Origin of the sequence: Streptomyces narbonensis, assembly GCF_014649015.1 — a bacterium.
In the GTDB taxonomy this organism is placed as follows: Bacteria; Actinomycetota; Actinomycetes; order Streptomycetales; family Streptomycetaceae; genus Streptomyces; species Streptomyces narbonensis.
The window spans coordinates 120,536-147,012 of the sequence record NZ_BMSF01000010.1 but is presented as its reverse complement, the minus strand read 5'-3'; the positions used below and the strand labels follow the sequence as shown (position 1 = coordinate 147,012).

Annotated in this window: 24 protein-coding genes and 2 pseudogenes; 18 read left to right on the top strand and 8 right to left on the bottom strand. The window is 70.4% G+C overall.

Annotation, left to right across the window (positions count from 1 at the left end; all coding sequences use genetic code 11):
* Positions 1 to 161 precede the first annotated feature (161 nt).
* The 12 genes from glyA to IE124_RS20540 all read left to right on the top strand — a co-directional run bounded on the left by glyA (position 162) and on the right by IE124_RS20540 (position 11,498).
* Positions 162 to 1,418, top strand: coding sequence for a serine hydroxymethyltransferase (gene glyA, locus IE124_RS20595; protein ID WP_189509318.1), 1,257 nt, complete (start codon positions 162 to 164; stop codon positions 1,416 to 1,418).
* Between the two features lie 107 nt (positions 1,419 to 1,525).
* Positions 1,526 to 2,833 (top strand): MraY family glycosyltransferase, encoded by a 1,308-nt coding sequence (locus IE124_RS20590; protein WP_189509317.1) that lies wholly within the window; start codon positions 1,526 to 1,528, stop codon positions 2,831 to 2,833.
* 262 nt (positions 2,834 to 3,095) lie between these two features.
* Positions 3,096 to 3,509 (top strand): Cg1360 family ATP-synthase-associated protein, encoded by a 414-nt coding sequence (locus IE124_RS20585; RefSeq protein ID WP_189509316.1) that lies wholly within the window; start codon positions 3,096 to 3,098, stop codon positions 3,507 to 3,509.
* A gap of 222 nt (positions 3,510 to 3,731) precedes the next feature.
* A complete protein-coding gene (atpB, locus tag IE124_RS20580) occupies positions 3,732 to 4,541 on the top strand; it encodes a F0F1 ATP synthase subunit A (RefSeq protein WP_150266036.1) in 810 nt (269 codons plus the stop codon).
* 94 nt (positions 4,542 to 4,635) lie between these two features.
* The gene (atpE, locus tag IE124_RS20575; RefSeq protein ID WP_055599282.1) at positions 4,636 to 4,902 is read left to right on the top strand and encodes an ATP synthase F0 subunit C; all 267 of its coding nucleotides are present in this window, start codon (positions 4,636 to 4,638) and stop codon (positions 4,900 to 4,902) included.
* A gap of 40 nt (positions 4,903 to 4,942) precedes the next feature.
* Complete coding sequence (locus IE124_RS20570) at positions 4,943 to 5,488, top strand: F0F1 ATP synthase subunit B (protein WP_150266034.1); 546 nt, start codon at positions 4,943 to 4,945, stop codon at positions 5,486 to 5,488.
* Positions 5,485 to 6,300, top strand: coding sequence for a F0F1 ATP synthase subunit delta (locus IE124_RS20565; RefSeq protein ID WP_189509315.1), 816 nt, complete (start codon positions 5,485 to 5,487; stop codon positions 6,298 to 6,300). The genes IE124_RS20570 and IE124_RS20565 overlap by 4 nt, the downstream gene beginning before the upstream one ends.
* 142 nt (positions 6,301 to 6,442) lie before the next feature.
* Positions 6,443 to 8,041: a F0F1 ATP synthase subunit alpha gene (gene atpA / locus IE124_RS20560; protein ID WP_150266031.1), complete on the top strand. Its 1,599-nt coding sequence runs from the start codon at positions 6,443 to 6,445 to the stop codon at positions 8,039 to 8,041.
* A gap of 20 nt (positions 8,042 to 8,061) precedes the next feature.
* Positions 8,062 to 8,979: a F0F1 ATP synthase subunit gamma gene (locus IE124_RS20555; protein ID WP_150266029.1), complete on the top strand. Its 918-nt coding sequence runs from the start codon at positions 8,062 to 8,064 to the stop codon at positions 8,977 to 8,979.
* Positions 8,979 to 10,421 carry a F0F1 ATP synthase subunit beta gene (atpD, locus tag IE124_RS20550; protein WP_189509314.1) on the top strand — a complete coding sequence of 481 codons (1,443 nt, stop codon included), beginning with the start codon at positions 8,979 to 8,981 and terminating at the stop codon, positions 10,419 to 10,421. The genes IE124_RS20555 and atpD overlap by 1 nt, the downstream gene beginning before the upstream one ends.
* 110 nt (positions 10,422 to 10,531) lie before the next feature.
* A complete protein-coding gene (locus tag IE124_RS20545; protein WP_024761909.1) occupies positions 10,532 to 10,906 on the top strand; it encodes a F0F1 ATP synthase subunit epsilon in 375 nt (124 codons plus the stop codon).
* Positions 10,907 to 11,051: 145 nt separating this feature from the next.
* Positions 11,052 to 11,498: a DUF2550 domain-containing protein gene (locus IE124_RS20540; RefSeq protein WP_015036211.1), complete on the top strand. Its 447-nt coding sequence runs from the start codon at positions 11,052 to 11,054 to the stop codon at positions 11,496 to 11,498.
* A gap of 61 nt (positions 11,499 to 11,559) precedes the next feature.
* On the opposite strand, the gene IE124_RS20535 is transcribed toward IE124_RS20540, so the two are convergent.
* From IE124_RS20535 to IE124_RS20525, 3 genes are all read right to left on the bottom strand, one after another.
* Positions 11,560 to 13,404, bottom strand: coding sequence for a glycosyl hydrolase family 18 protein (locus IE124_RS20535; protein ID WP_370468790.1), 1,845 nt, complete (start codon positions 13,402 to 13,404; stop codon positions 11,560 to 11,562).
* A 123-nt stretch (positions 13,405 to 13,527) separates the two neighbouring features.
* Positions 13,528 to 14,181 (bottom strand): response regulator, encoded by a 654-nt coding sequence (locus tag IE124_RS20530; RefSeq protein ID WP_189509313.1) that lies wholly within the window; start codon positions 14,179 to 14,181, stop codon positions 13,528 to 13,530.
* A 54-nt stretch (positions 14,182 to 14,235) separates the two neighbouring features.
* Positions 14,236 to 15,441 (bottom strand): sensor histidine kinase, encoded by a 1,206-nt coding sequence (locus IE124_RS20525; protein WP_370468789.1) that lies wholly within the window; start codon positions 15,439 to 15,441, stop codon positions 14,236 to 14,238.
* Between the two features lie 143 nt (positions 15,442 to 15,584).
* On the opposite strand from IE124_RS20525, the gene IE124_RS20520 reads away from it, so the two are divergent.
* Entirely contained in the window at positions 15,585 to 16,247 is a 663-nt protein-coding gene (locus IE124_RS20520; protein ID WP_189509311.1) for a hypothetical protein, read from the top strand.
* On the opposite strand, the gene IE124_RS20515 is transcribed toward IE124_RS20520, so the two are convergent.
* Positions 16,164 to 16,736, bottom strand: a complete 573-nt coding sequence (locus IE124_RS20515; protein ID WP_189509310.1) for a cob(I)yrinic acid a,c-diamide adenosyltransferase — start codon at positions 16,734 to 16,736, stop codon at positions 16,164 to 16,166. The two genes, IE124_RS20520 and IE124_RS20515, sit on opposite strands and share 84 nt — an antisense overlap.
* 13 nt (positions 16,737 to 16,749) lie before the next feature.
* Positions 16,750 to 16,893 (bottom strand): annotated as a pseudogene (locus IE124_RS20510) (ABC transporter permease); the annotation flags it as partial.
* Positions 16,894 to 17,075: 182 nt separating this feature from the next.
* On the opposite strand from IE124_RS20510, the gene IE124_RS20505 reads away from it, so the two are divergent.
* Both IE124_RS20505 and IE124_RS20500 read left to right on the top strand, forming a co-directional pair.
* Entirely contained in the window at positions 17,076 to 18,356 is a 1,281-nt protein-coding gene (locus IE124_RS20505; protein WP_189509309.1) for an RNA-guided endonuclease InsQ/TnpB family protein, read from the top strand.
* Between the two features lie 35 nt (positions 18,357 to 18,391).
* A pseudogene (locus IE124_RS20500) lies at positions 18,392 to 18,883 on the top strand (TetR/AcrR family transcriptional regulator); the annotation flags it as partial.
* Between the two features lie 159 nt (positions 18,884 to 19,042).
* Here the strand turns inward: IE124_RS20500 and IE124_RS20495 are convergent.
* Genes IE124_RS20495 through IE124_RS20485 form a run of 3 tightly spaced genes read right to left on the bottom strand, consistent with a single transcriptional unit; the run spans position 19,043 to position 21,839 of the window.
* Complete coding sequence (locus IE124_RS20495) at positions 19,043 to 20,191, bottom strand: cysteine desulfurase family protein (RefSeq protein WP_189509308.1); 1,149 nt, start codon at positions 20,189 to 20,191, stop codon at positions 19,043 to 19,045.
* Positions 20,192 to 20,205: 14 nt separating this feature from the next.
* The gene (locus IE124_RS20490; RefSeq protein WP_189509307.1) at positions 20,206 to 20,970 is read right to left on the bottom strand and encodes a hypothetical protein; all 765 of its coding nucleotides are present in this window, start codon (positions 20,968 to 20,970) and stop codon (positions 20,206 to 20,208) included.
* A complete protein-coding gene (locus IE124_RS20485) occupies positions 20,967 to 21,839 on the bottom strand; it encodes an EamA family transporter (protein ID WP_189509306.1) in 873 nt (290 codons plus the stop codon). Before IE124_RS20485 ends, IE124_RS20490 begins: the two co-directional genes overlap by 4 nt.
* 324 nt (positions 21,840 to 22,163) lie before the next feature.
* Here IE124_RS20485 and IE124_RS20480 point away from each other — a divergent pair, with 324 nt between their 5' ends.
* The 3 genes from IE124_RS20480 (at position 22,164) to IE124_RS20470 (ending at position 26,392) form a co-directional block, all read left to right on the top strand.
* A complete protein-coding gene (locus IE124_RS20480) occupies positions 22,164 to 23,012 on the top strand; it encodes a 3-hydroxyacyl-CoA dehydrogenase family protein (RefSeq protein WP_189509305.1) in 849 nt (282 codons plus the stop codon).
* A gap of 126 nt (positions 23,013 to 23,138) precedes the next feature.
* Complete coding sequence (locus tag IE124_RS20475; RefSeq protein ID WP_024761898.1) at positions 23,139 to 23,462, top strand: STAS domain-containing protein; 324 nt, start codon at positions 23,139 to 23,141, stop codon at positions 23,460 to 23,462.
* A 224-nt stretch (positions 23,463 to 23,686) separates the two neighbouring features.
* Entirely contained in the window at positions 23,687 to 26,392 is a 2,706-nt protein-coding gene (locus IE124_RS20470) for an ATP-binding protein (RefSeq protein ID WP_189509304.1), read from the top strand.
* The last annotated feature ends 85 nt before the right edge of the window (positions 26,393 to 26,477 follow it).

Here is a 26,477-nt window from a genome sequence, read left to right as displayed (position 1 = left end):
AGGCCCTCTCGGGGCCGAGGGGTGCGAGGGGTGCGTCGGGGGTGGGGCTCAACCAGGCGCTGGACCCGGTGGTGACGGCTCTGACGGGCGTTTCGGCGCGCGATTGACGCGTCGGGAGCTGTCGGCGCGCGCCGTTGCGGGTGCGTGCCTACATTGGTGGCATGCCGGTCACCGCGCCTCCCGATGAGGATCTCAGCGATCTCGATGTCCTGCGCCGGCAGGACCCGGAGATCGCCGACGTGCTGCTCGGCGAGGTGCGGCGGCAGTGCGACAGTCTGCAGCTGATCGCGGCTGAGAACTTCGCCTCGCCCGCCGTCCTCGCCGCCCTCGGTTCCCCGCTCGCCAACAAGTACGCCGAGGGCTATCCCGGCGCCCGGCACCACGGCGGCTGCGAGTACGCCGACGCCGCCGAGCGGATCGCCGTCGAGCGGGCCACCGCGCTCTTCGGAGCCGAGCACGCGAACGTGCAGGCGCACTCCGGCTCCTCGGCCGTCCTGGCGGCCTACGCGGCCCTCCTGAGGCCAGGGGACACCGTCCTCGCCATGGGCCTGGAGCACGGCGGGCACCTCACGCACGGTTCGCCCGCCAACTTCTCCGGCCGCTGGTTCGACTTCGTCCCGTACGGCGTCGACGCCGAGACCGGCCTCGTCGACTACGAGCAGGTCGCCGCGCTCGCCCGGCACCACCGCCCCAAGGCGATCGTCTGCGGCTCCATCTCCTACCCCCGCCACCTCGACTACCGGATCTTCCGGGAGATCGCCGACGAGGTCGGCGCGTATCTGATCGCCGACGCGGCCCACCCCATCGGTCTGGTCGCCGGGGGAGCGGCCCCCAGCCCCGTCCCCTACGCCGACGTCGTCTGCGCCACCACCCACAAGGTCCTGCGTGGACCGCGCGGCGGCATGGTCCTGTGCGGTGCCGAGCTCGCGGCCCGGATCGACCGGGCGGTGTTCCCGTTCACTCAGGGCGGCGCACAGATGCACACGATCGCGGCCAAGGCGGTCGCGTTCGGCGAGGCGTCCACTCCGGCGTACGCCACGTACGCCCATCAGGTGGTGGAACACGCACGGGTGCTCGCCGCCGCGCTCGCCGCCGAGGGCTTCGCGCTCACCACCGGCGGCACCGACACCCACCTCATCACCGCGGACCCCGCGCCCCTCGGCGTCGACGGCCGCACCGCCCGGGCCCGGCTGGCCGCCGCCGGCCTGGTGCTCGACACCTGCGCCCTCCCGTACGGGGAGGGGCGCGGCATCCGGCTCGGCACGGCAGCCGTCACGACCCAGGGCATGGGCGCCCCGGAGATGGCGAGAATTGCCGCACTGTTCACCTCCGCGCTGCGTGACGATCCGGCCGAGACCGCCCGCGTCAGGGCGGAAGTACGTGCTCTGACCGGCCGATTTCCCCCGTATGGACGCTGAGTAAAGTCCGAGCGCAACCGTTCGGGTGGCCCGCGTGTCTCCAAGCACATGGACGGCACGGCTAGGGTGTGGGGCTGAGATGGCCAGCGATTCCTGTGGGGCAGCCCGTGCGTGATTACCTGCTGACGCTCTGTGTCACGGCCGCGGTGACCTATCTGCTCACCGGTCCGGTGCGGAAGTTCGCCATCGCGACCGGGGCGATGCCGGAGATCCGCGCCCGCGACGTACACCGAGAACCGACTCCGCGGCTCGGTGGCATCGCCATGTTCTTCGGGCTGTGCACGGGCCTGCTCGTCGCCGACCACCTGCAGAACCTGAGCAGTGTCTTCGAGCTGTCCAACGAGCCGCGCGCGCTGCTCTCCGGCGCCGCGCTGATCTGGCTGATCGGCGTCCTCGACGACAAGTTCGAGCTGGACGCGCTCATCAAGCTGGGTGCGCAGATGATCTCGGCGGGCGTGATGGTCGCGCAGGGTCTGACGATCCTGTGGCTGCCGATCCCCGGCGTCGGCGTGGTCTCCCTGACCCCGGGCCAGGGCACGCTCCTGACGGTCGCCCTGGTCGTCGTCACCATCAACGCCGTCAACTTCGTCGACGGTCTCGACGGCCTCGCCGCCGGCATGGTCTGCATCGCCGCCGCGGCCTTCTTCCTGTACGCCTACCGGCTCTGGTACGGCTACACGATCGAGGCCGCCGCCCCCGCGACGCTCTTCACCGCCATCCTCATGGGCATGTGCCTGGGCTTCCTGCCGCACAACATGCACCCGGCGCGCATCTTCATGGGCGACTCGGGCTCGATGCTGATCGGTCTGATCCTGGCCGCCTCGGCGATCTCGATCACCGGACAGGTCGACCCGGACGCGCTGAAGATCTTCGAGGGCTCGACCCGCGAGGCCACCCACGCGGCCCTGCCCGTCTTCATCCCGCTGGTGCTGCCGCTCACGATCATCGCGATCCCGATGGCGGACCTGATCCTCGCGATCGTGCGCCGTACGTGGAAGGGCCAGTCGCCGTTCGCGGCCGACCGAGGCCACCTGCACCACCGGCTCCTGGAGATCGGGCACTCGCACAGCCGCGCGGTGCTGATCATGTACTTCTGGTCGGCGCTGATCGCCTTCGGGACGCTGGCGTACTCGGTCCACTCGGCGTCGATGTGGATCGTCCTCGGCATCACCGTGCTGAGCGCGATCGGCCTCGTCCTGCTCCTGCTCCCGCGCTTCACGCCGCGTGCGCCCCGCTGGGCTCAGGCCGTCGTCCCGCCGCGGTACCGGCGCCGCAAGCCGGCCCCCGTGGCCGAGGGCGTGGGTGCGGACCTGACAGAGGAGCGGGTTCCGGTGCCCGCGGGGCTCCACGGGGCCACCGCCATCGGCAACCGGGAGCGCTTCACCGATCGGCGGAAGGCCGGAACGCCGAGTTGACGAAAGCCGCTCAGGCGGCCAATAGCAGACAACTCGCCCTCGTGTCGTGCACACACGCGCGGACTAACTCTCATGTGTGACAGTTGGCACACCTTACGGGTAAAGAACTACTCAAATAGTTTGTGATACCGTTCACGAGACCCGGCGACAGTGCCGAAAGACCGTAGTGCGACGGTCTGTTGGCCCCGAGACCCACCTCGGACCGGGCTTACGCTCGTCCTCGACGACACCATCGCCCCCTTCAGCAAGCGGAGACACCGCCATGCCGTCCAACGACGCACGCATCCTTCTGCGCACCGTCATCCCCACCGCTGCCGTCGGCGCGATCGCCACGGTCATCAGCGCTGTGGTCGCCGGTGGCAAGGGCGCGCTCGGCGCCGTCGTCGGCACCCTGGTCGTGCTCCTCTTCATGGGGATCGGGCAGGTCGTCCTGCAGCGGACGGCGAAGTCGTTCCCGCATCTCTTCCAGGCCATGGGGCTCATGCTCTACACGGCCCAGTTGCTGCTGCTCTTCATCTTCCTGGCTTTGCTGAAGGACACCACGCTGTTCGACTTCAAGGCTTTCGCTTTCACGCTGCTCGCGGCGACCGTGGTGTGGGTTGCCGCACAGGCCCGTGCCTACATGAAGGCCAAGATCACGTACATCGACCCCGGAAACTCGGGGCCGAAGTCGTGAAGGGTAGGGCCGGGATAAAGCCACGTTCGGCTTCCTGCTATCGTCCGGTGCCAACTGCGGCACTGCGGGCGCGGGCATCCGAGACGCCTGTCCCAGCGCGAGGCTCGATGCCGAACCGCCGCCCCCTTATCCGTAAGACCAGTCCAGTGCCGACCCGCGGCTGCGTGCCGCGCCGACACAACGAGGTTGCCGTACCTATGCGCCACGCTGAAGGAGCCCGCGGTGAGTGCTGACCAGACGCTTGCCTTCGACCCGGATTGCCACATCTTCAGTGGATGTGGCTTCCCGGCGCCGGGCCTGCACACGTTCATGTACGAGCCCATCGCCACGGTGGGGGGCATCGAGTTCACCAAGCCGATGCTGCTCGCCATCCTGGGCTCCATCGTGGTCGTCGGGTTCTTCTGGGCCGCCTTCGCCAAGCCCAAGCTGATCCCCGGCAAGATGCAGATGGTCGGCGAGGCCGGTTACGACTTCGTGCGCCGCGGCATCGTCTACGAGATCATCGGCAAGAAGGACGGCGAGAAGTACGTCCCCTTCATGGTGTCGCTGTTCTTCTTCGTCTGGATCATGAACCTCTGGTCGATCATTCCGCTCGCCCAGTTCCCGGTCACCTCGCTGATCGCCTTCCCGGCCGGTCTCGCGCTGATCGTCTACGTCATGTGGATCTCGCTGACGTTCAAGAAGCACGGCTTCGTCGGCGGCTGGAAGAACATCGTCGGCTACGACAAGTCGCTCGGCGCGATCCTTCCGATGGTCGTCGTCCTCGAGTTCTTCTCGAACCTGCTGATCCGCCCCTTCACGCACGCGGTGCGACTGTTCGCGAACATGTTCGCCGGTCACCTGCTGATCGTGATGTTCTCGCTGGCCACCTGGTACCTCATGAACGGCCTGGGCTTCGTCTACGCCGGCGCCTCGTTCGTGATGGTCCTCGTGATGACCGCCTTCGAGCTCTTCATCCAGGCCGTCCAGGCGTACGTCTTCGTCCTCCTGGCCTGCAGCTACATCCAGGGCGCGCTCTCCGAGCACCACTGAGCCGATCCGTCCCGGATCGTAGCTTCACCCCCAATCCAACAGTCGTCCGGTGGCCAACCCCCACCGGGTCATTGAAAGAGAAGGAAGTAACGGCATGTCCGCTGCTCTCGAACTGGTCAACCTCGCCGCCCCCGGCGACTCCGCCAAGACCACCCTCGTCGGCAACGTCGCGTCCATCGGCTACGGCCTCGCCGCGATCGGCCCCGGCGTCGGCGTCGGCATCATCTTCGGTAACGGTACGCAGGCTCTCGCCCGCCAGCCCGAGGCTGCCGGCCTGATCCGCACCAACCAGATCATGGGTTTCGCCTTCTGTGAGGCGCTCGCCCTCATCGGCATCGTCATGGGCTTCGTCTACCAGTAAGCCGGACCGACAGCCCGATTCTTTTACGGAAGGCACTGATGTGAACGCGCTGCTTCTTGCGCAGGCGGAGGAGCCCCAGCCTCCTCTGATCCCGCATCTTGACGAGCTCGTCATCGGCCTGATCGCCTTCGTCATCGTCTTCGGCTTCCTCGCCAAGAAGCTCCTCCCGAACATCAACAAGGTTCTGGACGAGCGTCGCGAGGCCATCGAGGGCGGCATCGAGAAGGCCGAGTCGGCCCAGATCGAGGCTCAGAGTGTGCTGGAGCAGTACAAGGCCCAGCTCGCCGAGGCCCGCCACGAGGCCGCGCGTCTTCGCCAGGAGGCGACGGAGCAGGGCACCGCGATCATCCAGGAGATGAAGGCGGAAGGCCAGCGCCAGCGCGAGGAGATCATCGCGGCCGGCCACTCGCAGATCGAGGCCGACCGCAAGGCCGCGTCCGCGTCGCTGCGTCAGGACGTGGGCAAGCTCGCCACCGACCTGGCCGGCAAGCTGGTCGGCGAGTCCCTCGAGGACGTCGCCCGCCAGAGCCGGACGATCGACCGCTTCCTCGACGAGCTCGAGGAGAAGGCGGAGGCCGTCCGATGAACGGAGCGAGCCGCGAGGCACTGTCCGCCGCCCGTGAGTCCCTCGACGCGCTGACCGACAACACGTCGGTCGACGCGAAGAAGCTCTCGGACGAGCTGGCCGCCGTGACCGCGCTCCTCGACCGCGAGGTGTCGCTGCGCCGTGTCCTGACCGACCCCGCGCAGTCGGGCGAGGCCAAGGCCGAGCTCGCGCAGCGACTCCTGAGCGGTCAGGTGGGCGGCGAGACCGTCGACCTGGTCTCGGGCATGGTGCGCAACCGCTGGTCGTCTTCGCGCGACCTCGTCGACGCGGCCGAGGAGCTGGCGAACATCGCCGACCTCACCGCGGCGCAGAAGGCGGGCGCGCTCGACGACGTCGAGGACGAGCTGTTCCGGTTCGGCCGGATCGTGTCCTCCAGCCCCGAGCTCCGCTCGGCGCTGACGGACAAGGCCGCCACGGCCACCGCCAAGGGCGAGCTGCTCCGCAGCCTGCTCGGCGGCAAGGCCAACGCGACCACCGAGCGTCTGGTCGTCCGTCTGGTGACCCAGCCCCGGGGACGTAGCCTGGAAGCGGGACTCGAGTCCCTCTCCAAGCTCGCCGCGGCGCGCCGGAACCGGATGGTCGCCGTCGTCACCTCGGCGGTGCCGCTGTCCGACCAGCAGAAGCAGCGACTCGGTGCCGTACTGGCCAAGCTGTACGGCCGGGAGATGCACCTGAACCTGGACGTGGACCCGGCGGTCCTCGGCGGGATCACCGTGCAGGTCGGCGACGAGGTCATCAACGGGACCATCGCGGAGCGCCTCGGAGAGGCGACCCGGCGACTGGCCGGCTGACGGCTTAGCCACCACAGCAAAAAGCATCACAGCATCACCAGCGGCCCGGTTGGGCCGTGCAGAGATTGCAGAAGATTCCTGGGGGTCGGCCCCCAGACCCCTTAAGAAACTTCGGGCCCAACAAGGAGAGCAGGGAACCCAGATGGCGGAGCTCACGATCCGGCCGGAGGAGATCCGGGACGCACTGGAGAACTTTGTCCAGTCGTACCAGCCGGACGCGGCCTCGCGCGAGGAGGTCGGCACGGTCAGCCTGGCCGGCGACGGCATCGCGAAGGTCGAGGGTCTTCCCTCGGCCATGGCGAACGAGCTGCTGAAGTTCGAGGACGGCACCCTCGGCCTCGCGCTGAACCTCGAAGAGCGCGAGATCGGTGCGATCGTCCTCGGCGAGTTCAGCGGCATCGAGGAGGGACAGTCGGTGCAGCGCACCGGCGAGGTCCTCTCCGTCGGTGTCGGTGAGGGCTACCTCGGCCGCGTTGTCGACCCGCTCGGCAACCCGATCGACGGTCTCGGCGAGATCGCGACCGAGGGCCGCCGCGCCCTCGAGCTGCAGGCCCCGGGCGTTATGGCCCGTAAGTCGGTGCACGAGCCGATGGAGACCGGCTACAAGGCCGTCGACGCCATGACGCCGGTCGGCCGTGGTCAGCGTCAGCTGATCATCGGTGACCGTCAGACCGGCAAGACCGCGCTGTGTGTCGACACGATCATCAACCAGCGCGACAACTGGCGCTCGGGCGACGTGAACAAGCAGGTTCGCTGCATCTACGTCGCCGTCGGCCAGAAGGGCTCGACCATCGCGTCCGTTCGCGGCGCCCTGGAAGAGGCCGGCGCGCTCGAGTACACGACGATCGTCGCCGCCCCGGCGTCCGACCCGGCCGGCTTCAAGTACCTGGCGCCGTACACCGGCTCCGCCATCGGTCAGCACTGGATGTACCAGGGCAAGCACGTCCTGATCGTCTTCGATGACCTGTCGAAGCAGGCCGACGCCTACCGCGCCGTGTCGCTGCTGCTGCGCCGCCCGCCGGGCCGTGAGGCCTACCCGGGTGACGTCTTCTACCTGCACTCGCGTCTGCTCGAGCGCTGCGCGAAGCTCTCGGACGAGCTCGGTGCCGGTTCGATGACCGGTCTTCCGATCGTCGAGACCAAGGCGAACGACGTGTCGGCGTTCATCCCGACCAACGTCATCTCCATCACCGACGGCCAGTGCTTCCTGGAGTCCGACCTGTTCAACGCCGGCCAGCGCCCGGCCCTGAACGTCGGTATCTCGGTCTCGCGTGTCGGTGGCTCCGCCCAGCACAAGGCGATGAAGCAGATCTCCGGCCGCCTCCGCGTGGACCTGGCCCAGTTCCGTGAGCTGGAGGCGTTCGCCGCCTTCGGTTCGGACCTGGACGCCGCCTCGAAGGCGCAGCTGGAGCGTGGACAGCGGATGGTCGAGCTGCTCAAGCAGGCTCAGTACCAGCCGATGCCCACCGAGAACCAGGTCGTCTCCGTCTGGGCCGGCACCACCGGCAAGATGGACGACGTCCCGGTCGTCGACATCCGTCGCTTCGAGGCCGAGCTCCTGGCGTACCTCCGCCAGAACCACTCGGGCCTCATGACCTCCATCCGTGAGGGCGGCAAGATGTCGGACGACACGCTGCAGTCCGTCGCCGACGCCATCGCGGAGTTCAAGAAGCAGTTCGAGACCTCTGACGGCAAGCTGCTGGGCGAGGACGCTCCGGCCGCCGTCAACGTCTCGAAGTGACGACGGAAGGGACCTGACTCATGGGAGCGCAGCTCCGGGTCTACAAGCGTCGCATCAAATCCGTCACCGCGACGAAGAAGATCACCAAGGCGATGGAGATGATCGCCGCCTCGCGTGTCGTCAAGGCGCAGCGCAAGGTGCAGGCGTCGACTCCGTACGCGACCGAGCTGACGCGCGCGGTCACGGCGGTGGCCACGGGTGCGAACGACAAGCACCCGCTGACCACCGAGGCGGAGAACCCCGTCCGTGCCGCAGTTCTGCTCCTCTCGAGCGACCGCGGTCTGGCCGGTGCCTTCAACTCCAACGCCATCAAGGCGGCGGAGAAGCTGACGGCGAAGCTGGAGAGCGAGGGCCGCGAGGTCACGATTTACGTCGTCGGCCGTCGTGGTATCGCGCACTACAACTTCCGTGAGCGGAAGCTGGCCGGCTCGTGGACCGGGTTCACGGACCAGCCGTCGTACGGCGACGCCAAGACGATCGCGGCACCGCTGATCGAGGCGATCGAGAAGGACACGGCCGAGGGTGGTGTGGACGAGCTCCACATCGTCTACACCGAGTTCGTCTCGATGATGACCCAGACGGCGGTCGAGGCCCGGCTGCTGCCCCTCAGCCTCGACGAGGTGGCGAAGGAGGCCGGCGACTCGGACACGCTCCGACCGCTGTACGACTTCGAGCCGTCGGCGGAGGACGTCCTCGACGCCCTGCTGCCCCGGTACGTCGAGAGCCGGATCTACAACGCGCTGCTCCAGTCGGCTGCTTCCAAGCACGCCGCCACGCGCCGCGCGATGAAGTCGGCGACCGACAACGCGGGAGACTTGATCAACAACCTCTCCCGACTTGCCAACGCGGCCCGCCAGGCCGAAATCACCCAGGAAATCAGCGAGATCGTCGGTGGCACCGCAGCCCTGGCCGACGCGACCGCGGGGAGTGACAAGTAATGACGACCACTGTTGAGACGGCCGCCGCCACGGGCCGCGTCGCCCGGGTCATCGGCCCGGTCGTCGACGTGGAGTTCCCCGTCGACGCGATGCCGGAGATCTACAACGCGCTGAACGTCCAGGTCCCGGACCCGGCCGTTGAGGGTGGCACCAAGACGCTGACGCTCGAGGTTGCCCAGCACCTCGGTGACGGCGTCGTCCGCACCATCTCGATGCAGCCCACCGACGGTCTGGTCCGCCAGGCCCCGGTGACCGACACGGGCACGGGCATCACCGTCCCCGTCGGTGACGTCACCAAGGGCCGTGTGTTCAACACGCTCGGTGAGGTGCTGAACGCCGACTCCTCCACCGTGGCCGACGCGCCGCGCTGGACCATCCACCGCAAGGCCCCGGCCTTCGACCAGCTCGAGTCCAAGACCGAGATGTTCGAGACCGGCCTGAAGGTCGTCGACCTTCTCACCCCGTACGTCAAGGGTGGAAAGATCGGTCTGTTCGGTGGTGCCGGTGTCGGCAAGACCGTTCTGATCCAGGAAATGATCGTCCGTGTGGCCAAGCTGCACGACGGTGTTTCGGTCTTCGCGGGCGTCGGCGAGCGCACCCGTGAGGGCAACGACCTCATGGTCGAGATGGAAGAAGCGGGCGTTCTGGACAAGACCGCGCTTGTCTTCGGCCAGATGGACGAGCCGCCGGGCACGCGTCTGCGCGTGGCCCTCGCCGGTCTGACCATGGCGGAGTACTTCCGCGATGTGCAGAAGCAGGATGTTCTCTTCTTCATCGACAACATCTTCCGCTTCACCCAGGCCGGTTCCGAGGTCTCCACGCTGCTCGGCCGCATGCCCTCCGCGGTGGGTTACCAGCCGAACCTGGCCGACGAGATGGGTCTCCTCCAGGAGCGCATCACGTCGACCCGTGGTCACTCGATCACCTCGATGCAGGCGATCTACGTCCCCGCGGACGACCTGACCGACCCGGCTCCGGCCACCACCTTCGCCCACCTCGACGCGACGACGGTTCTCTCCCGTCCGATCTCCGAGAAGGGCATCTACCCGGCCGTGGACCCGCTGGACTCCACGTCCCGGATCCTGGACCCGCGCTACATCGCGCAGGACCACTACGACGCCGCCACGCGCGTCAAGGGAATCCTGCAGAAGTACAAGGACCTCCAGGACATCATCGCGATTCTCGGTATCGACGAGCTGAGCGAGGAGGACAAGCTCGTTGTCCACCGCGCCCGCCGTGTCGAGCGCTTCCTGTCCCAGAACACCCACGCGGCGAAGCAGTTCACCGGTGTGGACGGTTCGGACGTTCCGCTCGACGAGTCGATCGCCGCGTTCAACGCGATCTGCGACGGTGAGTACGACCACTTCCCCGAGCAGGCCTTCTTCATGTGTGGTGGCGTCGAGGACCTCAAGAAGAACGCCAAGGAGCTTGGCGTCTCCTGAGCCCCGTGCTCCCGAGGGGGGCGGGACCTGTCCCGCCCCCCTCACCACGCCCATTAGAATTGACCCCAACACCCGGCACGACCGCCGGGTGGTGACCCGAGGAGCCACCCTTGGCTGCTGAGCTGCACGTCGAGCTGGTCGCCGCGGACCGGAGTGTCTGGTCCGGCGAGGCCACCCTGGTCATCGCGCGTACCACCTCCGGCGACATCGGCGTCATGCCCGGCCACCAGCCGCTGCTCGGTGTGCTGGAGTCGGGCCCGGTGACCATCCGTACGAGCGAGGGCGCGACCGTCGTCGCCGCCGTCCACGGCGGATTCATCTCCTTCGCCGACGACAAGCTGTCTCTGCTCGCGGAGATCTGCGAGCTGGCGGACGAGATCGACGCCCAGCGCGCCGAGCGCGCGCTGGAGCGTGCGAAGTCGGACTCCGACGCCGCCGCCGAGCGGCGCGCCGATGTCCGGCTGCGCGCGGTAGCGGTCCGCTGACGGTCCGCGCCGAGTAGAAGTGCCCTCAGCCGCGGCACGGCTGGAATTATCCAGACCGTGCCGCGGCTGAGGCGATGCAGATGCAGGTGTATTTCGGTTCGGTCGGCCCTGCCGGCTACGGGACGCAGCGAGGAGGTCGGTGAAGATGTTCCTCGCTCTGCTCGTGTGCGGCCTGGTCGTCGCACTGGTGGTGATCGGGCTCTTCGTCTTCGGCTTGCGCAGGAGGCTGATCCAGCGCGCCGGCGGCACCTTCGACTGCTCCCTGCACTGGAACGTCCCTGATGAGCCGGATCCGAGCGGCAAGGGCTGGGTGTACGGCGTCGCCCGCTACAGCGGTGACGAGATCGCCTGGTTCCGTGTCTTCTCGTACGCACCCCGCCCGCGCCGGGTCCTGGAGCGTTCCTCCATCGTGGCCCTGGAGCGCCGGATGCCCGAGGGCGAGGAGGAGCTCGCGCTCCTCTCCGACATGGTCATCCAGCCCTGTATGTACGAGGGCGTCCGTCTGGAGCTCGCGATGAGCGAGGACGCCCGGACCGGCTTCATGGCCTGGCTGGAGGCGGCGCCGCCCGGGCAGAGGGTGAACGTCGCGTAGGTGTGAGGAAGCGGGGGTCGGCGTGCTGCGCCGGCCCCCGCTTCGTCGTTCCCGGTCGGGGTTAGTTCAGACCGGTGTTGATGGCGCCGACGAGCTCGCCGTTGCCGGTGTCACCGCTGAACTCCCAGAAGAACGCTCCGCCGAGGCCCTGGTTCTTGGCCCAGCTCATCTTCGAGTTCACGGTGGCGGGGGTGTCGTAGCTCCACCAGTTGGTGCCGCAGTGGGCGTAGGCCGTGCCCGCGACGGTGCCGTTGGACGGGCAGGAGTTCTTGAGGACCTTGTAGTCCTCGATGCCCTGCTCGTACGTGCCCTGCGCCGGGCCGGTCGCCGTGCCGCCGGGGGCGGACTGGGTGACGCCGGTCCAGCCGCGGCCGTAGAAGCCGATGCCGAGGAGGAGCTTCTTGGCGGGGACGCCCTTCGCCTTGAACTTGGCGATCGCCTCGGCGGAGTTGAAGCCCGCCTGCGGGATGCCGGCGTAGGAGGTGAGCGGGGAGTGCGGGGCCGTCGGGCCCTGCGCCGCCCAGGCGCCGAAGAAGTCGTACGTCATCACGTTCAGCCAGTCGTAGTACGGCGCGGCGCCCGCGTAGTCGGCGGCGTCGATCTTGCCGCCGGCCGAGGCGTCGGCCGTGACGGCCGCGGTGACCAGGTTGTTCGCGCCGAACTTGGCACGCATGGCCTGCATCATGTTCTTGAAGGACGCGGCGCCGCTGGTGTCACAGGTGAGACCGCAGGCGTTCGGGTACTCCCAGTCCAGGTCGATGCCGTCGAAGACGTCGGCCCAGCGCGGGTCCTCGACCAGGTCGTAGCAGGACTGGGCGAAGGCGGCCGGGTTCTGCACGGCCTGGCCGAAGCCGCCGGACCAGGTCCAGCCGCCGAAGGACCAGAGGACCTTGATGTTCGGGTAGGCCTTCTTCAGCTTGCGCAACTGGTTGAAGTTGCCGCGGAGCGGCTGGTCCCAGGTGTCGGCGACGCCGTCGACGGACTGGTCGGCGGTGTAGGCCTTGTCGTAGTCGGCGTAGGCGTCACCGATGGTGCACTTGCCGCCCTGGACGTTGCCGAACGCGTAGTTGATGTGGGTGATCTTGGACGCGGAGCCCGAGGTCACGATGTTCTTCACGTGGTAATTGCGGCCGTAGACGCCCCAGTTGGTGAAGTAGCCCAGCTTGACGGCCTTCGGCGGCGGCGGGGTGTCGCCCCCGGTGGTCCGTACCGGGGTCGGGCCGGCGGCGGGACCGGTCTGGTCGATGGTGTCGCGGGCGACGACCGAGTAGGTGTAGTCGGTGCCGGCGGTGAGTCCCTGGTCGGTGTAGGTCAGGGCGGTGGTGGTGGTGACCTTCGTGCCGTCGCGGAGGACGTCGTAGTTCTTGACGCCCTTGTCGTCGGTGGCAGCGCCCCAGCTGAGCTTCACCGAGGTGTTGGTGATGTCCGAGGCGACCGGGGTGCCGGGGGCCGAGGGCGGGTTGTCGCCCGGCTGGGTGGAGCCGTCGCAGGCGGCGCCGTTGATCTTGCAGCCGGTGGGGGCGCCGGATCCGGCACCGTTGTAGCCGAAGGAGACGGAGGCGCCGGGGGCCAGGGTGCCGTTCCATCCGACGTTCTTGGCGGTCCAGTGGTTGCCGCTGTTGGTGACGGTGGCGTCCCACGCGGAGGTGACCCGGGTGCCGGAGGGGTAGTCCCACTCCAGGTTCCACGAGCTGATCGTGGTGGTGCCGGTGTTCTTGATGGTCCAGCCGGCGCCGAAGCCGGTGCCCCAGTCCTGGGTCTTGGTGTAGGTCGCCGTGGCGGAGGTGGCCGCCTCCGCGGGGGTGGCGAGACCGACCATGGCGGCGAGCGGGAGGGCCAGGGCGGTCACGGCGGCTGCGACCCGTGCTCTGATTCCTCTTCGGCGCGTCGGTGCTTGAGTGCTCAACGGTGCTCCTCAAGTTGCGGACGTTCTGGGTGGGGGTGGTCCGAGAGAGTTGCGCGCGCCCCGCGAGCGTAGGAAGGTCTGGACCAATCGTCAAGAGGTCCAGACCAACGTCGCCGATCTCGGTCAGACCCCCAACTCCTGTGCCAGCACTGCCGCTTGAACCCTGCTGCGCAGCTCCAGCTTGCTGAGCACCTTGCTGACGTGCGTCTTCACCGTCGCCTCCGCCATGTCGAGGCGCGCCGCGATCTCGGCGTTCGACAGACCGCCGCCCAGCGCCGACAGCACCTCCCGCTCCCGGGGCGTCAGGGCGTCGAGCACCCCCGGGTCCGTCCCGGCCGACGGCCGCGCCGGACGGCCCGTCGCGGCGAACTCGGCGATCAGCCGCCGGGTCACCGACGGCGCGATGAGCCCCTCGCCGCGCGCCACCGTCCGCACCGCCTCGATCAGCTCCCGCGCCTCCGCGTTCTTCAGGAGGAAGCCCGAGGCGCCCGCGCGCAGCGCGCCGAACACGTACTCGTCGAGGTCGAAGGTGGTCAGGACGAGGACGTCCGCGAGCCCCTCCGAGACGACGATCCCGGTCGCCGTCACCCCGTCCATCCGCGGCATCTGCACATCCATCAGGACCAGGTCCGGGCGCAGCTCGCGGGCCAGCTTCACCGCCCGCTCCCCGTCCGCGGCCTCCCCGACCACCTCGATGTCCGGGGCGCTGCCCAGGATCAGGACGAGCCCCGCCCGTACCGCGCTCTGGTCCTCGGCGACCAGTACCCGCACCGTCATGTCCGCTCTCCGCCCGCCCGCTCCGTCATGTCCGCTCTCCGCGCGTCCGTTCCGTCATGTCCGCTCCTCGTCGCTCGCGCCAACGGGCAGTTCCGCCCGGACCCGCCACGTCTTCCGTCCTTCGTCGTCGGTGACCGGGCCCGCCTCGAAGGCCCCGTCGAGCAGGGCCACCCGCTCCCGCATCCCCAACAGGCCCGCGCCCGAACCGGGCGCGGTCGGCCCGGGGCGCTCCCCGTACGGGCTCGTCACCCGGATCCACAGCGCGCCCGGATCCTGGCCCAGGGTCACCCGCACCTCGCCGGGCGCCGCGTGCTTGAGGGCGTTCGTCAGCGACTCCTGCACGATCCGGTACGCGGCCAGCTCCACCGGCGCGGGGAGGGCCGCCGGGCTCTGCCGCGTGTCGTCGAGGGCGAGGACGAGACCGCTCGGCTCGGCGTTGGCCGCGGACTGCGCCACCAGCGCGTCCAGGCCGGCGAGCGTGGGCGCGGCGGCCGGCTCCGTGTCCCCGCTGCTGTCCCGCAGCAGTCCGATGAGCCGCCGCATCTCGGCGAGACCCGCGACGCTGTTCTCCCGGATCACGGTCAGCGCCTGCCGGGTGGTGGCCGGTTCGTCGAGCGAGAGCGCGGCCGTGGAGTGGATCGCGATGGCGGAGAGGTGGTTCGCCACCATGTCGTGCAGCTCGCGCGCCATCCGGGACCGCTCGGCCACCACCGCCTGCGTCCGGTCCATCTCGGCAAGCAGCGCGGTCTGCTCGGCGCGCAGCCGGGCGGAGTCGGCCGCCTCCCGGTGGTTGCGGACGATCGCGCCCGTGATCGCCGGGAGGAAGGAGAGCATGCCCGTGAGCACGCCCACGAGGAGCGCGACCGCGTTCTGCCACCAGACGAGGAAGACCACCGTGACCGTGACGGTGATCAGGCCCATGGTGTACGGGATGCGCCGGGCCTGGGCGGGCGTGCCGTACACCACCGCCGCGTAGACCACGTCCGTGAACATCAGGACCGTGGCGAGGTTGCCGTTGGTGAACTGGTCGCCGACGATCGCCGCGGTGGCGACGAGCAGGGCGGTCTGCGGAGCTGCGCGGCGCAGGGCCTCCATCGTGGCCATCACGACCAGCGGCACCAGCGTCGCCCAGCGCGGACCGATGAGGCGGTCCCCGGTCACGAAGAGTCCGAACCACCACAGGATCAGGCCGCCGACCAGCCCGATGGCGGCGATGTACAGGTCGATGCGGTGCGGGCGGGGGAGCGTCACGTACCCCATCCAACACGTCTCCGCGAGAGGGGACCTCCTCGTCCCGGCCGATCCGTCCCTCCGTCGAAGGATGTAGCCGGACTTCGTCACCGACGACGAGGAATCCCGCCCGAAGCCACGGGACGCTGAGGGGGAACCGAAAGGGGAACGTCGTGATCGTCACGCTGATCGTGATCTGCGAGGTGGGTTTCTGGGTCCTGCTGGCCGCCGGCCTCGCCACCCGCTATCTCCTCAAGATGCCCAAGGCGGGCATGGCGCTGCTGCTGTGCGAGCCGCTCCTGGAGGTCCTGCTCCTGGTCGTCACCGCGATCGACCTCAAGAACGGGGCCGAGCCGAGCTGGCGGCACGGGCTCGCCGCCGTCTACATCGGCTACACCGTCGGCCACGGCCACCGGACCGTGAAGTGGCTCGACGGCCACGCCGCCCACCGCCTCGGCGGCGGCCCCCCGCCGCAGAAGCCGCCGCAGTACGGCATGGCGCGCGCCCGACACGAGGGTCGGGTCTGGCTCGGCTCGGTCGTCGCCGCGTCCGTCGCCTCCGCGCTGCTGCTCCTGGCGATCTGGTACGTCGGGGACGACGGCGACACCGACGGGCTGCGGAGCTGGATCTTCGGCGCCTGGCGGGCGGCGGGCATCCACGGACTGATCGCGCTCACCTACGTGATCTGGCCGAAGAAGGCCCCGGAGGGCAGGGACTCCGCCGAGGGCGGCGCCCAGGCCCGCGAGGACGGATCAGCGGTCGCCGCCCGGGACCCAGAGCACGTCCCCGACCTCCTTGTTCGCCGTCCGGGCAAGGATGAAGAGCAGGTCCGATAGCCGGTTGAGGTACGTGGCGGTCAGGGTGTTCATCGTCTCGCCGTGCACCTCCAGCGCCGCCCACGTGGAGCGCTCCGCCCGCCGGACCACCGTGCACGCCTGGTGCAGCAGTGCCGCACCGGGCGTGCCGCCCGGCAGGATGAAGGAGCGCAGCTTCTCCAGCTCCTCCAGGAAGCGGTCGCAGTCGGCCTCCAGCTTGTCGACGTAACTCTGCTCGACGCGCAGCGGCGGGTACTTCGGGTCCTCGACCACGGGCGTGCAGAGGTCGGCGCCCACGTCGAAGAGGTCGTTCTGGACGCGGACGAGGACCTTCACGACCTCCTCGTCCAGCTGCCCGAGGGCGACGGCCGTGCCGATGGCGGCATTGGCCTCGTTGGCGTCGGCGTAGGCCGAGATCCGCAGATCCGTCTTGGCGGTCCGGCTCATGTCACCGAGGGCCGTGGTGCCCTGGTCGCCGGTACGGGTGTAGATGCGCGTCAGATTGACCATGGGCCCAGCCTAGTTAGGCACCGGCGCTTCGGAACGTCCGTGTGCCGACCGTCACGGCGAGCGCCGTCAGGCCGAGGGCGACGAGCACCCCGTACAGCATGGCCGGTGTCGTGTAGTGGCCGATGTACGCCTCCCGGACCGCGTCCACCAGATAGCGGCGTACGGAAGCGGTTCACCGTCGCCGTTGCCGCGTGGGGCGGTCGCGCCTGACGGAGTTTAACGATCATTTCTGGTCGCGCTCTGTTAGCCATATCTAACTGCTCGGGTGCTTCTCCAGCAATGTCCGTCGAATGACGTCAAGCGCATCAGCGGCGTCTTGAGGTGCTCTAGCTTCGAGTGGTGAGCGGACGTACGAGGGTGAAGCGGCAGTTCGGGCATCGTGCCCGGCTGGCGCTGACGCCTGTGCAGGTGCGAGCCATGGACGACCAGGCACACGCGGCGCGAACCACGTGGAATCTGCTGCACGACTGGTGGAGCATGCTTCCCCGGGACAAGCGCTCACTGGCGGCGGCGGACGCGGCCATCCGCCAGGCCCGCAAAGAGATCGAGTGGCTGGCAGCGCTTCCAGCGCAGGCCGCCCAGGCGGTACTCAAGGCGTATGCCCAGGCGTGGAGGAACTGCTGGGACGGCCGGGCTGGTGAGCCGGTCTTCAAAGCCCGCGTCCGCGAGCTGATGTCGGTGGACATCCCTCAGGGACGAGATCTGCACATCGTCCGTGTGCACCGTCGATGGGGGATGGTCAGGATCCCCCTGGTCGGCCGTGTCCGCTTTCGGTGGACCAAAGGTCTGCCCGTGGGCAAGCATGCCAACCAGGAGAACCGGGTGACAGGGGCGCGGCTGGTTAGGGACGCACTCGGTTGGCACATTGCTTTTCGCGTGCAGACACTCGAGCTGGAGCCCGAGGAGCATATGGGTCCCGAGGTCGGCATCGACGTCGGTGTTGCCGTCCCGCTCGCTCTCTCTGACGGGAGCGTGTACACCCACGACGAGTGGTCGACGAAGAAGGAACAGGCCACGCTGATCCGCTTGGAGCGGCGGGCTGCCCGCCGCAAGAGCTTCCGCAAGCCCAGAGAGAGGACCTCTCGCCGCTTGCGGCGTACATATGACCGGATTCAGGGGCTTCGCGCGAGAGCCAAGCGCAGGCACCTGGACTGGCAGCACCAGACCACCTTGGCCATTGCCAGGACATACGGCACCGTCGTGGTGGAGGCATTGCAGGTTACGAGCATGGTCAAGAGTGCCAAGGGAACGGTTGACAGCCCGGGCCGGAACGTCGCGCAGAAGTCCGGCCTGAACCGCTCCATCGCCCAAGAAGCGTGGGGCCGCACAGTCAAGCTGCTGACGTACAAGACCACGCGCTACGGTGGCGTCCTGTACAAGGTCCCGGCACCCGGCACCTCCCAGCGCTGCTCAACCTGCGGGCACACCACCCCTGGCAGCCGGGAGTCCCAGGCCGCTTTCGTGTGCAAGAACCCCGACTGCGGATGGACCGGCAATGCCGACCACAACGCGTCGAGGAACGTGCTGCACCTCTACCGGATGGGCCTTGCGGCCATCCCGGCTGCCGGAAGGGCAGTCGTCAGGCGCGCAGGTCGCGTCAAGCCCGCCACTGCAAGGTAGGAGGGAATCTCCCGGATCTCGTAGGGAGAGCGCTTCAAAACTACTTCCCGGCCAAGGAGGACCTCTTCCTCGACCGGATGGACGGCGTCACCCAGCGCCTCGCGCGGATGATCCGCGGCCGCGACCGGGGCGAGTCCGCCGCCGCGGCCGTCCTGCGCGCGCTGCGCCAGGACATCGGCGCCGTCTCGCCCGCGTACGGACTCATGGACGGCTTCGACGCCTTCATGAACGTCATCGAGCACGCGCCCACGCTCAAGGCCCGGCTCTTCCACGTCCAGCAGCAGGTGCACGACGCCGTCGTCACCACCCTGCGCGAGGAGACCGGGGCCGCGGACGACGACCCCCTGCCGCTGCTCGTCGGCGGCCAGCTCGCCTGGATCGAGAGCACGGTCGTCGCCTACATCACCCGCGAGATGACCGCGGGACGCAAGGCGACGACCGTCTCCCGCGAGGCCCTCGTCCTCCTCGACGAGATCGAGGACCTACTGGGCGAGAGGGTCCTGACGTACGCGGTACGCGAGGTCTGAGCGAGCAGACCAGGGGGCCGCCCCGCCGGGCCGCCCCGCCGGGCCGCCCCGCCGGGCCGGCCCGCCGGGCGGCCCCCGGGCGCGGGCCCCCGAGGGCGTCCTGTCGGGTCGGACCCCTGGAGGTGTCCTGCCGGTCGGGGCCGGGCAGGCCCCGGGGCGTCAGGCGGCCCCGACCGCCCGGCTCGTCACGCCGGCCGCCAGCGCACGGGCCGCGCGGACGACGTCCTCCTCGGTGGTGAAGCGGCCGAGGCCCACCCGGATGCTGCCCCGGATCCGCTCCGGCGACAGACCGGCCGCCGTGAGGACGTGCGAGGGCTCCTGCGCCGCGCTGTTGCAGGCCGAGCCCGTCGACACCGCGATCTCCGTGACCTCCAGGAGCAGTTGCTGCGCGTCCGCGCCCTCGAAGGACAGGCTCACCGCGTGCGGCAGGAACCCCGGGCCCGTGCCGCTGTTCAGCTCGTACGGGACCAGCTCCGCGAGCGTGGACAGGAATTGCTCCCGCAGGCCGGCCAGCCGGACGGACTCCTCCGCGCGGTGCTCCGCCAGCACGCCGACGGCCGCGCCGAGACCGATGACGGCGGTCGTGTTGACGGTGCCCGCGCGCAGCCCGCGCTCCTGGCCGCCGCCGTGCAGGAGGGGCGCCAGCGGGGCCCGGTCCGACAGGTCGTTGGAGACGTACAGCACGCCCACGCCCTTCGGGCCGTAGATCTTGTGCCCCGAGAAGGTGAGGAGGTCGACCCCGAGCGCCCGGACGTCGACGGGCAGCGAGCCCACGCCCTGCGTCGCGTCGCAGTGCAGCGGCACGCCGGCGGCGCGCGTGACCGCGCCGATCTCCGCCACCGGCTGGACGGTGGAGATCTCGTTGTTCGCCAGCATCACGGAGACCAGCGCGGTGTCCGGGCGGAGCGCCGCCGCCACCTGGTGCGCGGAGACCCGGCCCTCGGCGTCGACGGGCAGCACGGTCACCTCGTGGCCCCCGGCCCGTAAGGAACGGCAGCTGTCGAGGACGGACTTGTGCTCCACCGCCGTGGTCACCACATGGCGCCGCTCGCCGGGCGTGACGACCCCCTTGATCGCGAGGTTGTTGCCCTCCGTCGCGCCCGACGTGAAGCAGATCTCGCTGCGCGCGGCCCCGATGAGCCGGGCGACTGCGCCGCGGGCCCGCTCCACCTCGCGGAAGGCGCGGATGCCGGCGGCGTGCGGGCTGGCCGGATTGGCGTAGCAGTGGGTGGCGGCGAAGGTCATCGCCTCGACGACCGCCGGGTCCGGCGGAGTCGTGGCCTGGTGGTCGAGGTAGATCGTGGCCATGCCAGTGCTCCCTGTCAGAAGTCGTACTTGGTGTAGGGCAGGGCGATCGGATCGGCGCAGGCCGCGTCGGCGAAGACGAGCACGATCTCCTCGTCGGGATCCGCCTGCGTACGGAGGTAGATCTCGGCGCCCTTCGTCACCTTGTCCCGGTCGGCGAGCGAGTTGACGTCGATCACATGGCGGTGGGAGCAGTCGGGGAAGGCGGCGCGCAGGCGGGCGAAGTAGCGCGCGAAGTACTCGGCGACGATCAGCGGACAGCGGGGGACTACGTGGTCGTCCTTGACGACCCCGGCGAGCACCTTCTCGTACTGGCGGGAGCGGAAGAGGATCTCGTCACCGTCACGGACGAACAGCGGGTGCTCCGCGGGTTCGCGCAGTCTGCGCTTCATGGCGCGCGCGGCGCGATTGCGCAGGGTCCGCTCGCGGGTGACGGTGAGGGAGGTCCCGGCCGCGGCCGCCATTTCGGTGAGCGGGGTGACGTCGGTCGTGGCGGGGCCGGCGGCCGGCAGCGTACAGACGTCGTCGGAACAGGACATGCCGAGGTCGTTGACGATGACGTCGTACACGACCTTGTTGCCCCGGTGCAGACGGCGGGCGGCGGCTCCGGTCTCCAGGGCCAGGGTCAGCGAGTTCAGTGAGAACTCCCCGATGCCGGCCGTGGTCTCGAAGTAGCCGCCCGCGACGAGTAACGCCGAGCGGGCCGAGGTGCTGACGGTTTCCAGGAGGGGTGCGACCCGTGGTGGGACGGCGGGCTTCCGGTAGGTGGCGAGGGTGGTCATCTGTGCACTCCGTTCTTCGGTGAAGGGGTTCGATCGGATGGTGCGGGGGTGTCTTCGGGGGAGGCCGCCGCGGGTGCGGTCGACCGGCGGGCCGTGCCGACGGCGGCGGCCACCACGCAGAGCACGGCGGCCCATTGGGCGGGGGAGAGCCGCTCGCCGAGGAGGGTGAGGCCCACGAGGGCCGCGATGACCGGCTCCACCGTGGCCAGCACGGCGAAGACCCGGGGCGGCATCCGCTGCAGCGCGGCGAACTCCAGCGAGAAGGGGACGACGGTCGTCAGGACCGCCACCGCCAGCGCGGCTCCGAGCACCCCGGGTTCGAGCAGGACGCCCAGTGGGGGCAGCCCGAGCGCGGGGGCGGTGGGCAGCGCGAGGACGGAGGCCACGGTCAGGCCGAGCGCCAGACCGGAGCCGCCGGGCACGGCGCGGCCCACCCGGGCGCCGAGCAGGATGTAGCCGGTCAGCGCCGCGCCGGTGACGAGGCTCGCGGCGAGGCCGACCGGATCGTCCAGGCCCCGCGTACCGCCGAGGACGAGCAGGCCGACGGCCGCGACGGCCACCCAGAACCGGTCGCGCGCGCGCCGCGAGGTGAGCGCGGCGAGCAGCAGCGGCCCGCTGAACTCGAGCGTCACGACCACGCCGAGCGGCAGCCGGGAGGTCGCCTCGTAGAAGGCGAACTGCATCACGGTGAAGACGGTTCCGTAGGGCAGCAGCAGCCGCCAGTGGGCCTTGAGCAGCCGCGGTGCGGGCCGGGACAGCAGGCAGAGCAGGGCGGCGGCGATGAGCAGGCGCAAAAGCGTCGCGCCGGCCGGGCCGATTGCCTCGAAAAGACGTTTCGCGAAGGCGGACCCGAACTGCAGACTGACCATGCCGGTCAGGAGCAGCAGGGGCGCGGGGACGGTTCCCAGGGCGTACGGACGGATGACGGCACCTCCTCTCCGGTCCTCGGCTCCGGGCCTCGGCCCAGGCCTCGGCCCAGGCCTCGGCTCCGGGTCTTGATCACCGGGGACGTCGAAGACGTTATACCCCCGGGGGGTATTACGCGACCGGATTCGCGCGCGGAAGAGGTGTCGCGAGTGTGACGTCCGTCAAAGAGGGCGTGACGCGCGTTACTTAGCGGTCACATGGCGCTCCGGGCCCGCTAATCTCCGCCGGAGAGTCAGAAGTGAACAGGCGTTGAGGGGTGGAACATCGTGGCCAGGAAGCTCGCCGTCATCGGGGCCGGACTCATGGGATCCGGCATCGCGCAGGTCTCGGCACAGGCGGGCTGGGACGTCGTCCTGCGTGACGTCACCGATGCCGCGCTCACCCGCGGCACCGACGGCATCAAGGCGTCGTACGACCGGTTCGTCGCGAAGGGCAAGCTGGGCGCCGCCGACGCCGAGGCCGCCCTCGGCCGGATCACCGCCACCACCGAGCTCGAGGCCGTCGCCGACGCCGACATCGTCGTCGAGGCCGTCTTCGAGAACCTCGACGTCAAGCACGAGATCTTCCGCTCGCTGGACAAGGTCGCCAAGGACGGCGCCGTCCTCGCCTCCAACACCTCCGCGATCCCGATCACCAAGATCGCCGCGGTGACCGAGCGCCCCGAGGCCGTCGTCGGCACGCACTTCTTCTCGCCCGTCCCGATGATGCAGCTCTGCGAGCTCGTCCGCGGCTACAAGACGAGCGACGCCACCCTCGCCACCGCCCGCGAGTTCGCCGAGTCCGTCGGCAAGACCTGCATCGTCGTCAACCGCGACGTCGCCGGCTTCGTCACCACCCGGCTCATCGCCGCCCTCGTCGTCGAGGCCGCCAAGCTCCACGAGTCGGGCGTCGCCACCGCCGAGGACATCGACATCGCCTGCAAGCTCGGCTTCGGCCACGCCATGGGCCCGCTCGCGACGGCCGACCTCACCGGCATCGACATCCTGGTGAACGCCGCCAACAACATCTACACCGAGTCCCAGGACGAGAAGTTCGCACCCCCGGAGCTGATGCGCCGGATGGTGGACGCGGGTGACATCGGGCGCAAGAGCGGGCAGGGCTACTACAAGCACTGAGACCGGTCCGCCACCCCGCCTCACCCCGTGGGGTGAATTTCGGTATCGGTTCGCTGACAAGGCGCAACGTATCTGCCGGTGCGGCAGTCAGTTGTTGCGAAGACGGAGCACTCTCGGGGAGCGCATATGCACATCAGGGGCGACCACGTCGAGCTGGTCGTCGGGGGCCGCCTCGACGTCCGCAGCGCGGCGGACGCCCGTACGGTCCTGCACTCGGCCGTCGACGACGGAGTCGGCGATCTGGTGCTCGACCTGACCGGCCTCGACTCCTGGGACGCCACCGGACTCGGCGTGATCATGGGCGCTCACCGGAGGGCCGGCCGCTGCGGCCGGCGCCTCGTCCTGCGCGGGGTGCCGCCCCAGATGCAGCGACTGCTCGTGGCCACCCGGCTGCACCGCATCCTCGCCATCGAGGGCGGCCTCGCCGCGGAGTCGCTGCCCCGGGTGTGACCCCCGGGGCGCCTGCCGCCGTATGTGCTCCCCGGGGCGCTACCGACTGTGAAGCAGCTGTGTGATCCAGGCGTCACGCTCAATCCTCACAAGACCGTGACGTCTTGGTCTCCGTGGCACCCCGCCTGTTCCCGAGCGCCTGACCACGGTCTAGGGTTCGGTCGCCTGCACATTGACGGACCCATCCGGCGGGCACCGGACACCGCTTCTTGGGGGCTTGCACCATGGACCCGATCAACCCTGGGTCGGAGCAGTACGGGCACGACACCGAGGGTGACGAGACCCGTCAGGGCAGGGGTGTGCCCGCGCCCGCGCCCGCGGCCCCCGCGCGCGCCCGCGTCGTCAAGCTGGTCTCCGGCGACCTGCTCGTCACCGTCAACCCCGTCGACGGCAGCGAGATAGAACCCTGCCCTCCGGGACAGGAACCCGCGGCCCCCCGCCGCCGCACCCCCGAGGAGCGCGCCGAGGCCGCCCGCACCGCCGCCCCGCCCGTACCGCCGGGGCCCGCCGCCCCCGCACTGCCCCTCCTCGAACGCCAGGAGCAGCGCGAGCGGCTCGCCGAGATCCTCGGCCGCGGCCGCTCCGCCCGCCTGACCGGACCGGCCGGATCCGGCCGGACCACCCTCCTCGACGCGGTCGCCGCCGACTGCGCGGAGCTCGCCCCCGACGGCGTCGTCCGCCTCTCCGGCCACCACCGCACCCCCATCGAACTCCTCCACGAACTCTTCACCGCCGTCCGATACGCCCCGAACCACCGGCCCGACCGGACCGCGCTCCTCGACCGGCTCCGTGACGTCGGCGCCGTCGTCGTCGTCGACGACCTGGAGTTCGGCGGCGCCGCCCTCGACGAGCTCCTCGCCGCCGCCCCCGAGTGCGCCTTCCTCCTCGCCGCCGCCCCCGACGCGCCCGCCCCCACGGCCGGCGCCCACGTCGAGGAGGTCGCTCTCGCGGGCCTGGGGCGCGGCGCGTCCCTCAAGCTCCTGGAGAGCGCCGTCGGCCGCACCCTCACCGACGAGGAGGCCAACTGGGCCGGCGACCTGTGGTTCGAGTCCGAAGGACTGCCCCTCCGCTTCGTCCAGGCCGGGGCGCTGCTGCGCCAGCGCGACCGGCTGCGCGTCACCCCGGCCGAGTTCGACGCCTTCGGCGCCCTCGAAGAGGCCTTCGGCCCCACCGACCCCGCGGCTGCCGCCGCCGCCGCGGCCGCCGCCTTCGACGGCGTCGAGGACGCCGACGTCGAACTCCGCGAGATACCCCTGCCCAGCCTCGGCGAGGGCGCCGCCCCCGCCGCCCTCCTCGCCTCCCGGCTCAGCCGCTCCGCCCAGGCCGCCCTGCGCTTCACCGTGGCCCTCGGCGGCGAGGTCCCGCACCAGGCCCACCTGCCGGCCCTGGTCGGCGACACCCACGCCGACGCCGCCCTCGGCGAGCTCGTCGCCTGCGGCCTGCTCTCCCCGGTCGGCACCCGCTACCGGCTCGCCACCGGCGTCCTGACCCAGCTCCTCGCCCACGGCTACGAGCACGACGCCGCCGACCGCGTCCACACCGCCGCCCAGCACTACGCCTGGTGGGCCGGCCACCCCTCCGTCACGCCCGAGCGCGCCGCCGCCGAGTCCGACGCCCTCCTCGCCGTCCTGGCCGCGCTCGTCCCCGGCACCGGGACCGCCGGCGACGAGGAGCGCCGGGCCACCGCCGTCCTCCTCGCCCGCGCCGCCGCGCCCGCCTTCGCCGCCGGTCTGCACTGGGGCGCCTGGGAGCGGGCCCTGCGCGCCGGACAGGAGGCCGCCCGGCTCGCCGGGGACGTCGCCGAGGAGGCGTACTTCCACCACGAGCTGGGCGTCCTCGCGATCTGCGCCGGAAACCTGGAGCGGGCCCGCGCCGAGCTGGAGGCCTCCATCGGGATGCGCGGGGTGCTCGCCGACAAGCGCGGCACCGTCGCCGGCCGCCGGGCGCTCGCCCTCGTCGCCGACCTCTCCGGAGAGCACGGCACCCCCGTCGCGGCCCGCACCGAGGAGCCGGTCTCGCCGCCCCGCGGCACCCCGGCCCTGCGGCGCACCCCCGCCCGGCCCGCGCTCCCGGCCCCGGAGCCGCCCACGGCCCCGCTGCCCGGCGGCCCCGTGCGGGCCGCGGCGGTCCCGCCGATCCCGGCGTTCCCGGACTTCGCCGACGAGGGCCCGACGCTCATCACACGCCCCGACACCGAGCGGGACGGGCGCCGCCCGGGTCTGGCGGGCGGCATCCTCAGCGGCGCCCGCCGCAATCTCGCCGCCGTCGGCGCGGGCGCGCTCCTCGTGGCCGTCCTCGGCACCGTCGTCACCCTCGGCGCGACCTCCGGCGACGGCGAGGACCCCGCCACGAACCGCGTCACCTCCGACAGCACGGCGACCGACAGCACCCTCGGCGACGGCATCGACGGCGACGAGCCGCCCGCCGACGGCGAGGAGGGGGAGGACGGCGAGCCGGGCGACCCCGGTACGACGGGCGACCCCACGCACTCCGGCTCCCCGAGCCCCTCCGGCTCCGACGGCACCTCCCCGTCGAACCCTTCGACGAGCCCCGGCGACACCTCCTCGCCCGGCTCCTCCTCGGCTCCGCCGTCCTCGTCCTCCTCCTCGTCGTCCTCCGCGCCGCCGTCGCCCACGGACAGCCCGACGGGCACCACCCCGCCGTCCACGACCCGGCCGCCGTCGAGCCCCTCCGCCAGCACCGGCGGACCGCGTCCGACGGTGTCGAGCCAGACGCCGCCGACCACGACGACGTCCCCGCCGACCACCCCGTCGACGACCCCGCCCCCGACCACCACGTCGCCGCCGCCGACGACGACCAGCGCTCCTCCGCCGGCGGAGGAGAACTCCCCGAGCAACTCCGCTTCGGCGACCCTCGGCGGCCCCTCCGCCTCCGACAGCCCCGCCGCCTCGGAGACGACGATCGCCTGACCCGTGTACGCAGACGGGGACGGCCCCGGGCGCGCTCACCGCACCCGGGGCCGTCCCCGTACTCGTACCGCTTCGTCGTTCTCCG

Excerpts from the sequence above, each read along its gene's own strand:
- glyA (WP_189509318.1), top strand. The coding sequence starts at position 162 with ATGCCGGTCACCGCGCCTCCCGATGAGGATCTCAGCGATCTCGATGTC.
- IE124_RS20585 (WP_189509316.1), top strand. The coding sequence starts at position 3,096 with ATGCCGTCCAACGACGCACGCATCCTTCTGCGCACCGTCATCCCCACC.
- atpE (WP_055599282.1), top strand. The coding sequence starts at position 4,636 with ATGTCCGCTGCTCTCGAACTGGTCAACCTCGCCGCCCCCGGCGACTCC.
- IE124_RS20565 (WP_189509315.1), top strand. The coding sequence starts at position 5,485 with ATGAACGGAGCGAGCCGCGAGGCACTGTCCGCCGCCCGTGAGTCCCTC.
- atpA (WP_150266031.1), top strand. The coding sequence starts at position 6,443 with ATGGCGGAGCTCACGATCCGGCCGGAGGAGATCCGGGACGCACTGGAG.
- IE124_RS20555 (WP_150266029.1), top strand. The coding sequence starts at position 8,062 with ATGGGAGCGCAGCTCCGGGTCTACAAGCGTCGCATCAAATCCGTCACC.
- atpD (WP_189509314.1), top strand. The coding sequence starts at position 8,979 with ATGACGACCACTGTTGAGACGGCCGCCGCCACGGGCCGCGTCGCCCGG.
- IE124_RS20540 (WP_015036211.1), top strand. The coding sequence starts at position 11,052 with ATGTTCCTCGCTCTGCTCGTGTGCGGCCTGGTCGTCGCACTGGTGGTG.
- IE124_RS20530 (WP_189509313.1), bottom strand. The coding sequence starts at position 14,181 with ATGACGGTGCGGGTACTGGTCGCCGAGGACCAGAGCGCGGTACGGGCG.
- IE124_RS20525 (WP_370468789.1), bottom strand. The coding sequence starts at position 15,441 with ATGGGGTACGTGACGCTCCCCCGCCCGCACCGCATCGACCTGTACATC.
- IE124_RS20515 (WP_189509310.1), bottom strand. The coding sequence starts at position 16,736 with ATGGTCAATCTGACGCGCATCTACACCCGTACCGGCGACCAGGGCACC.
- IE124_RS20495 (WP_189509308.1), bottom strand. The coding sequence starts at position 20,191 with ATGGCCACGATCTACCTCGACCACCAGGCCACGACTCCGCCGGACCCG.
- IE124_RS20490 (WP_189509307.1), bottom strand. The coding sequence starts at position 20,970 with ATGACCACCCTCGCCACCTACCGGAAGCCCGCCGTCCCACCACGGGTC.
- IE124_RS20485 (WP_189509306.1), bottom strand. The coding sequence starts at position 21,839 with ATGGTCAGTCTGCAGTTCGGGTCCGCCTTCGCGAAACGTCTTTTCGAG.
- IE124_RS20475 (WP_024761898.1), top strand. The coding sequence starts at position 23,139 with ATGCACATCAGGGGCGACCACGTCGAGCTGGTCGTCGGGGGCCGCCTC.
- IE124_RS20470 (WP_189509304.1), top strand. The coding sequence starts at position 23,687 with ATGGACCCGATCAACCCTGGGTCGGAGCAGTACGGGCACGACACCGAG.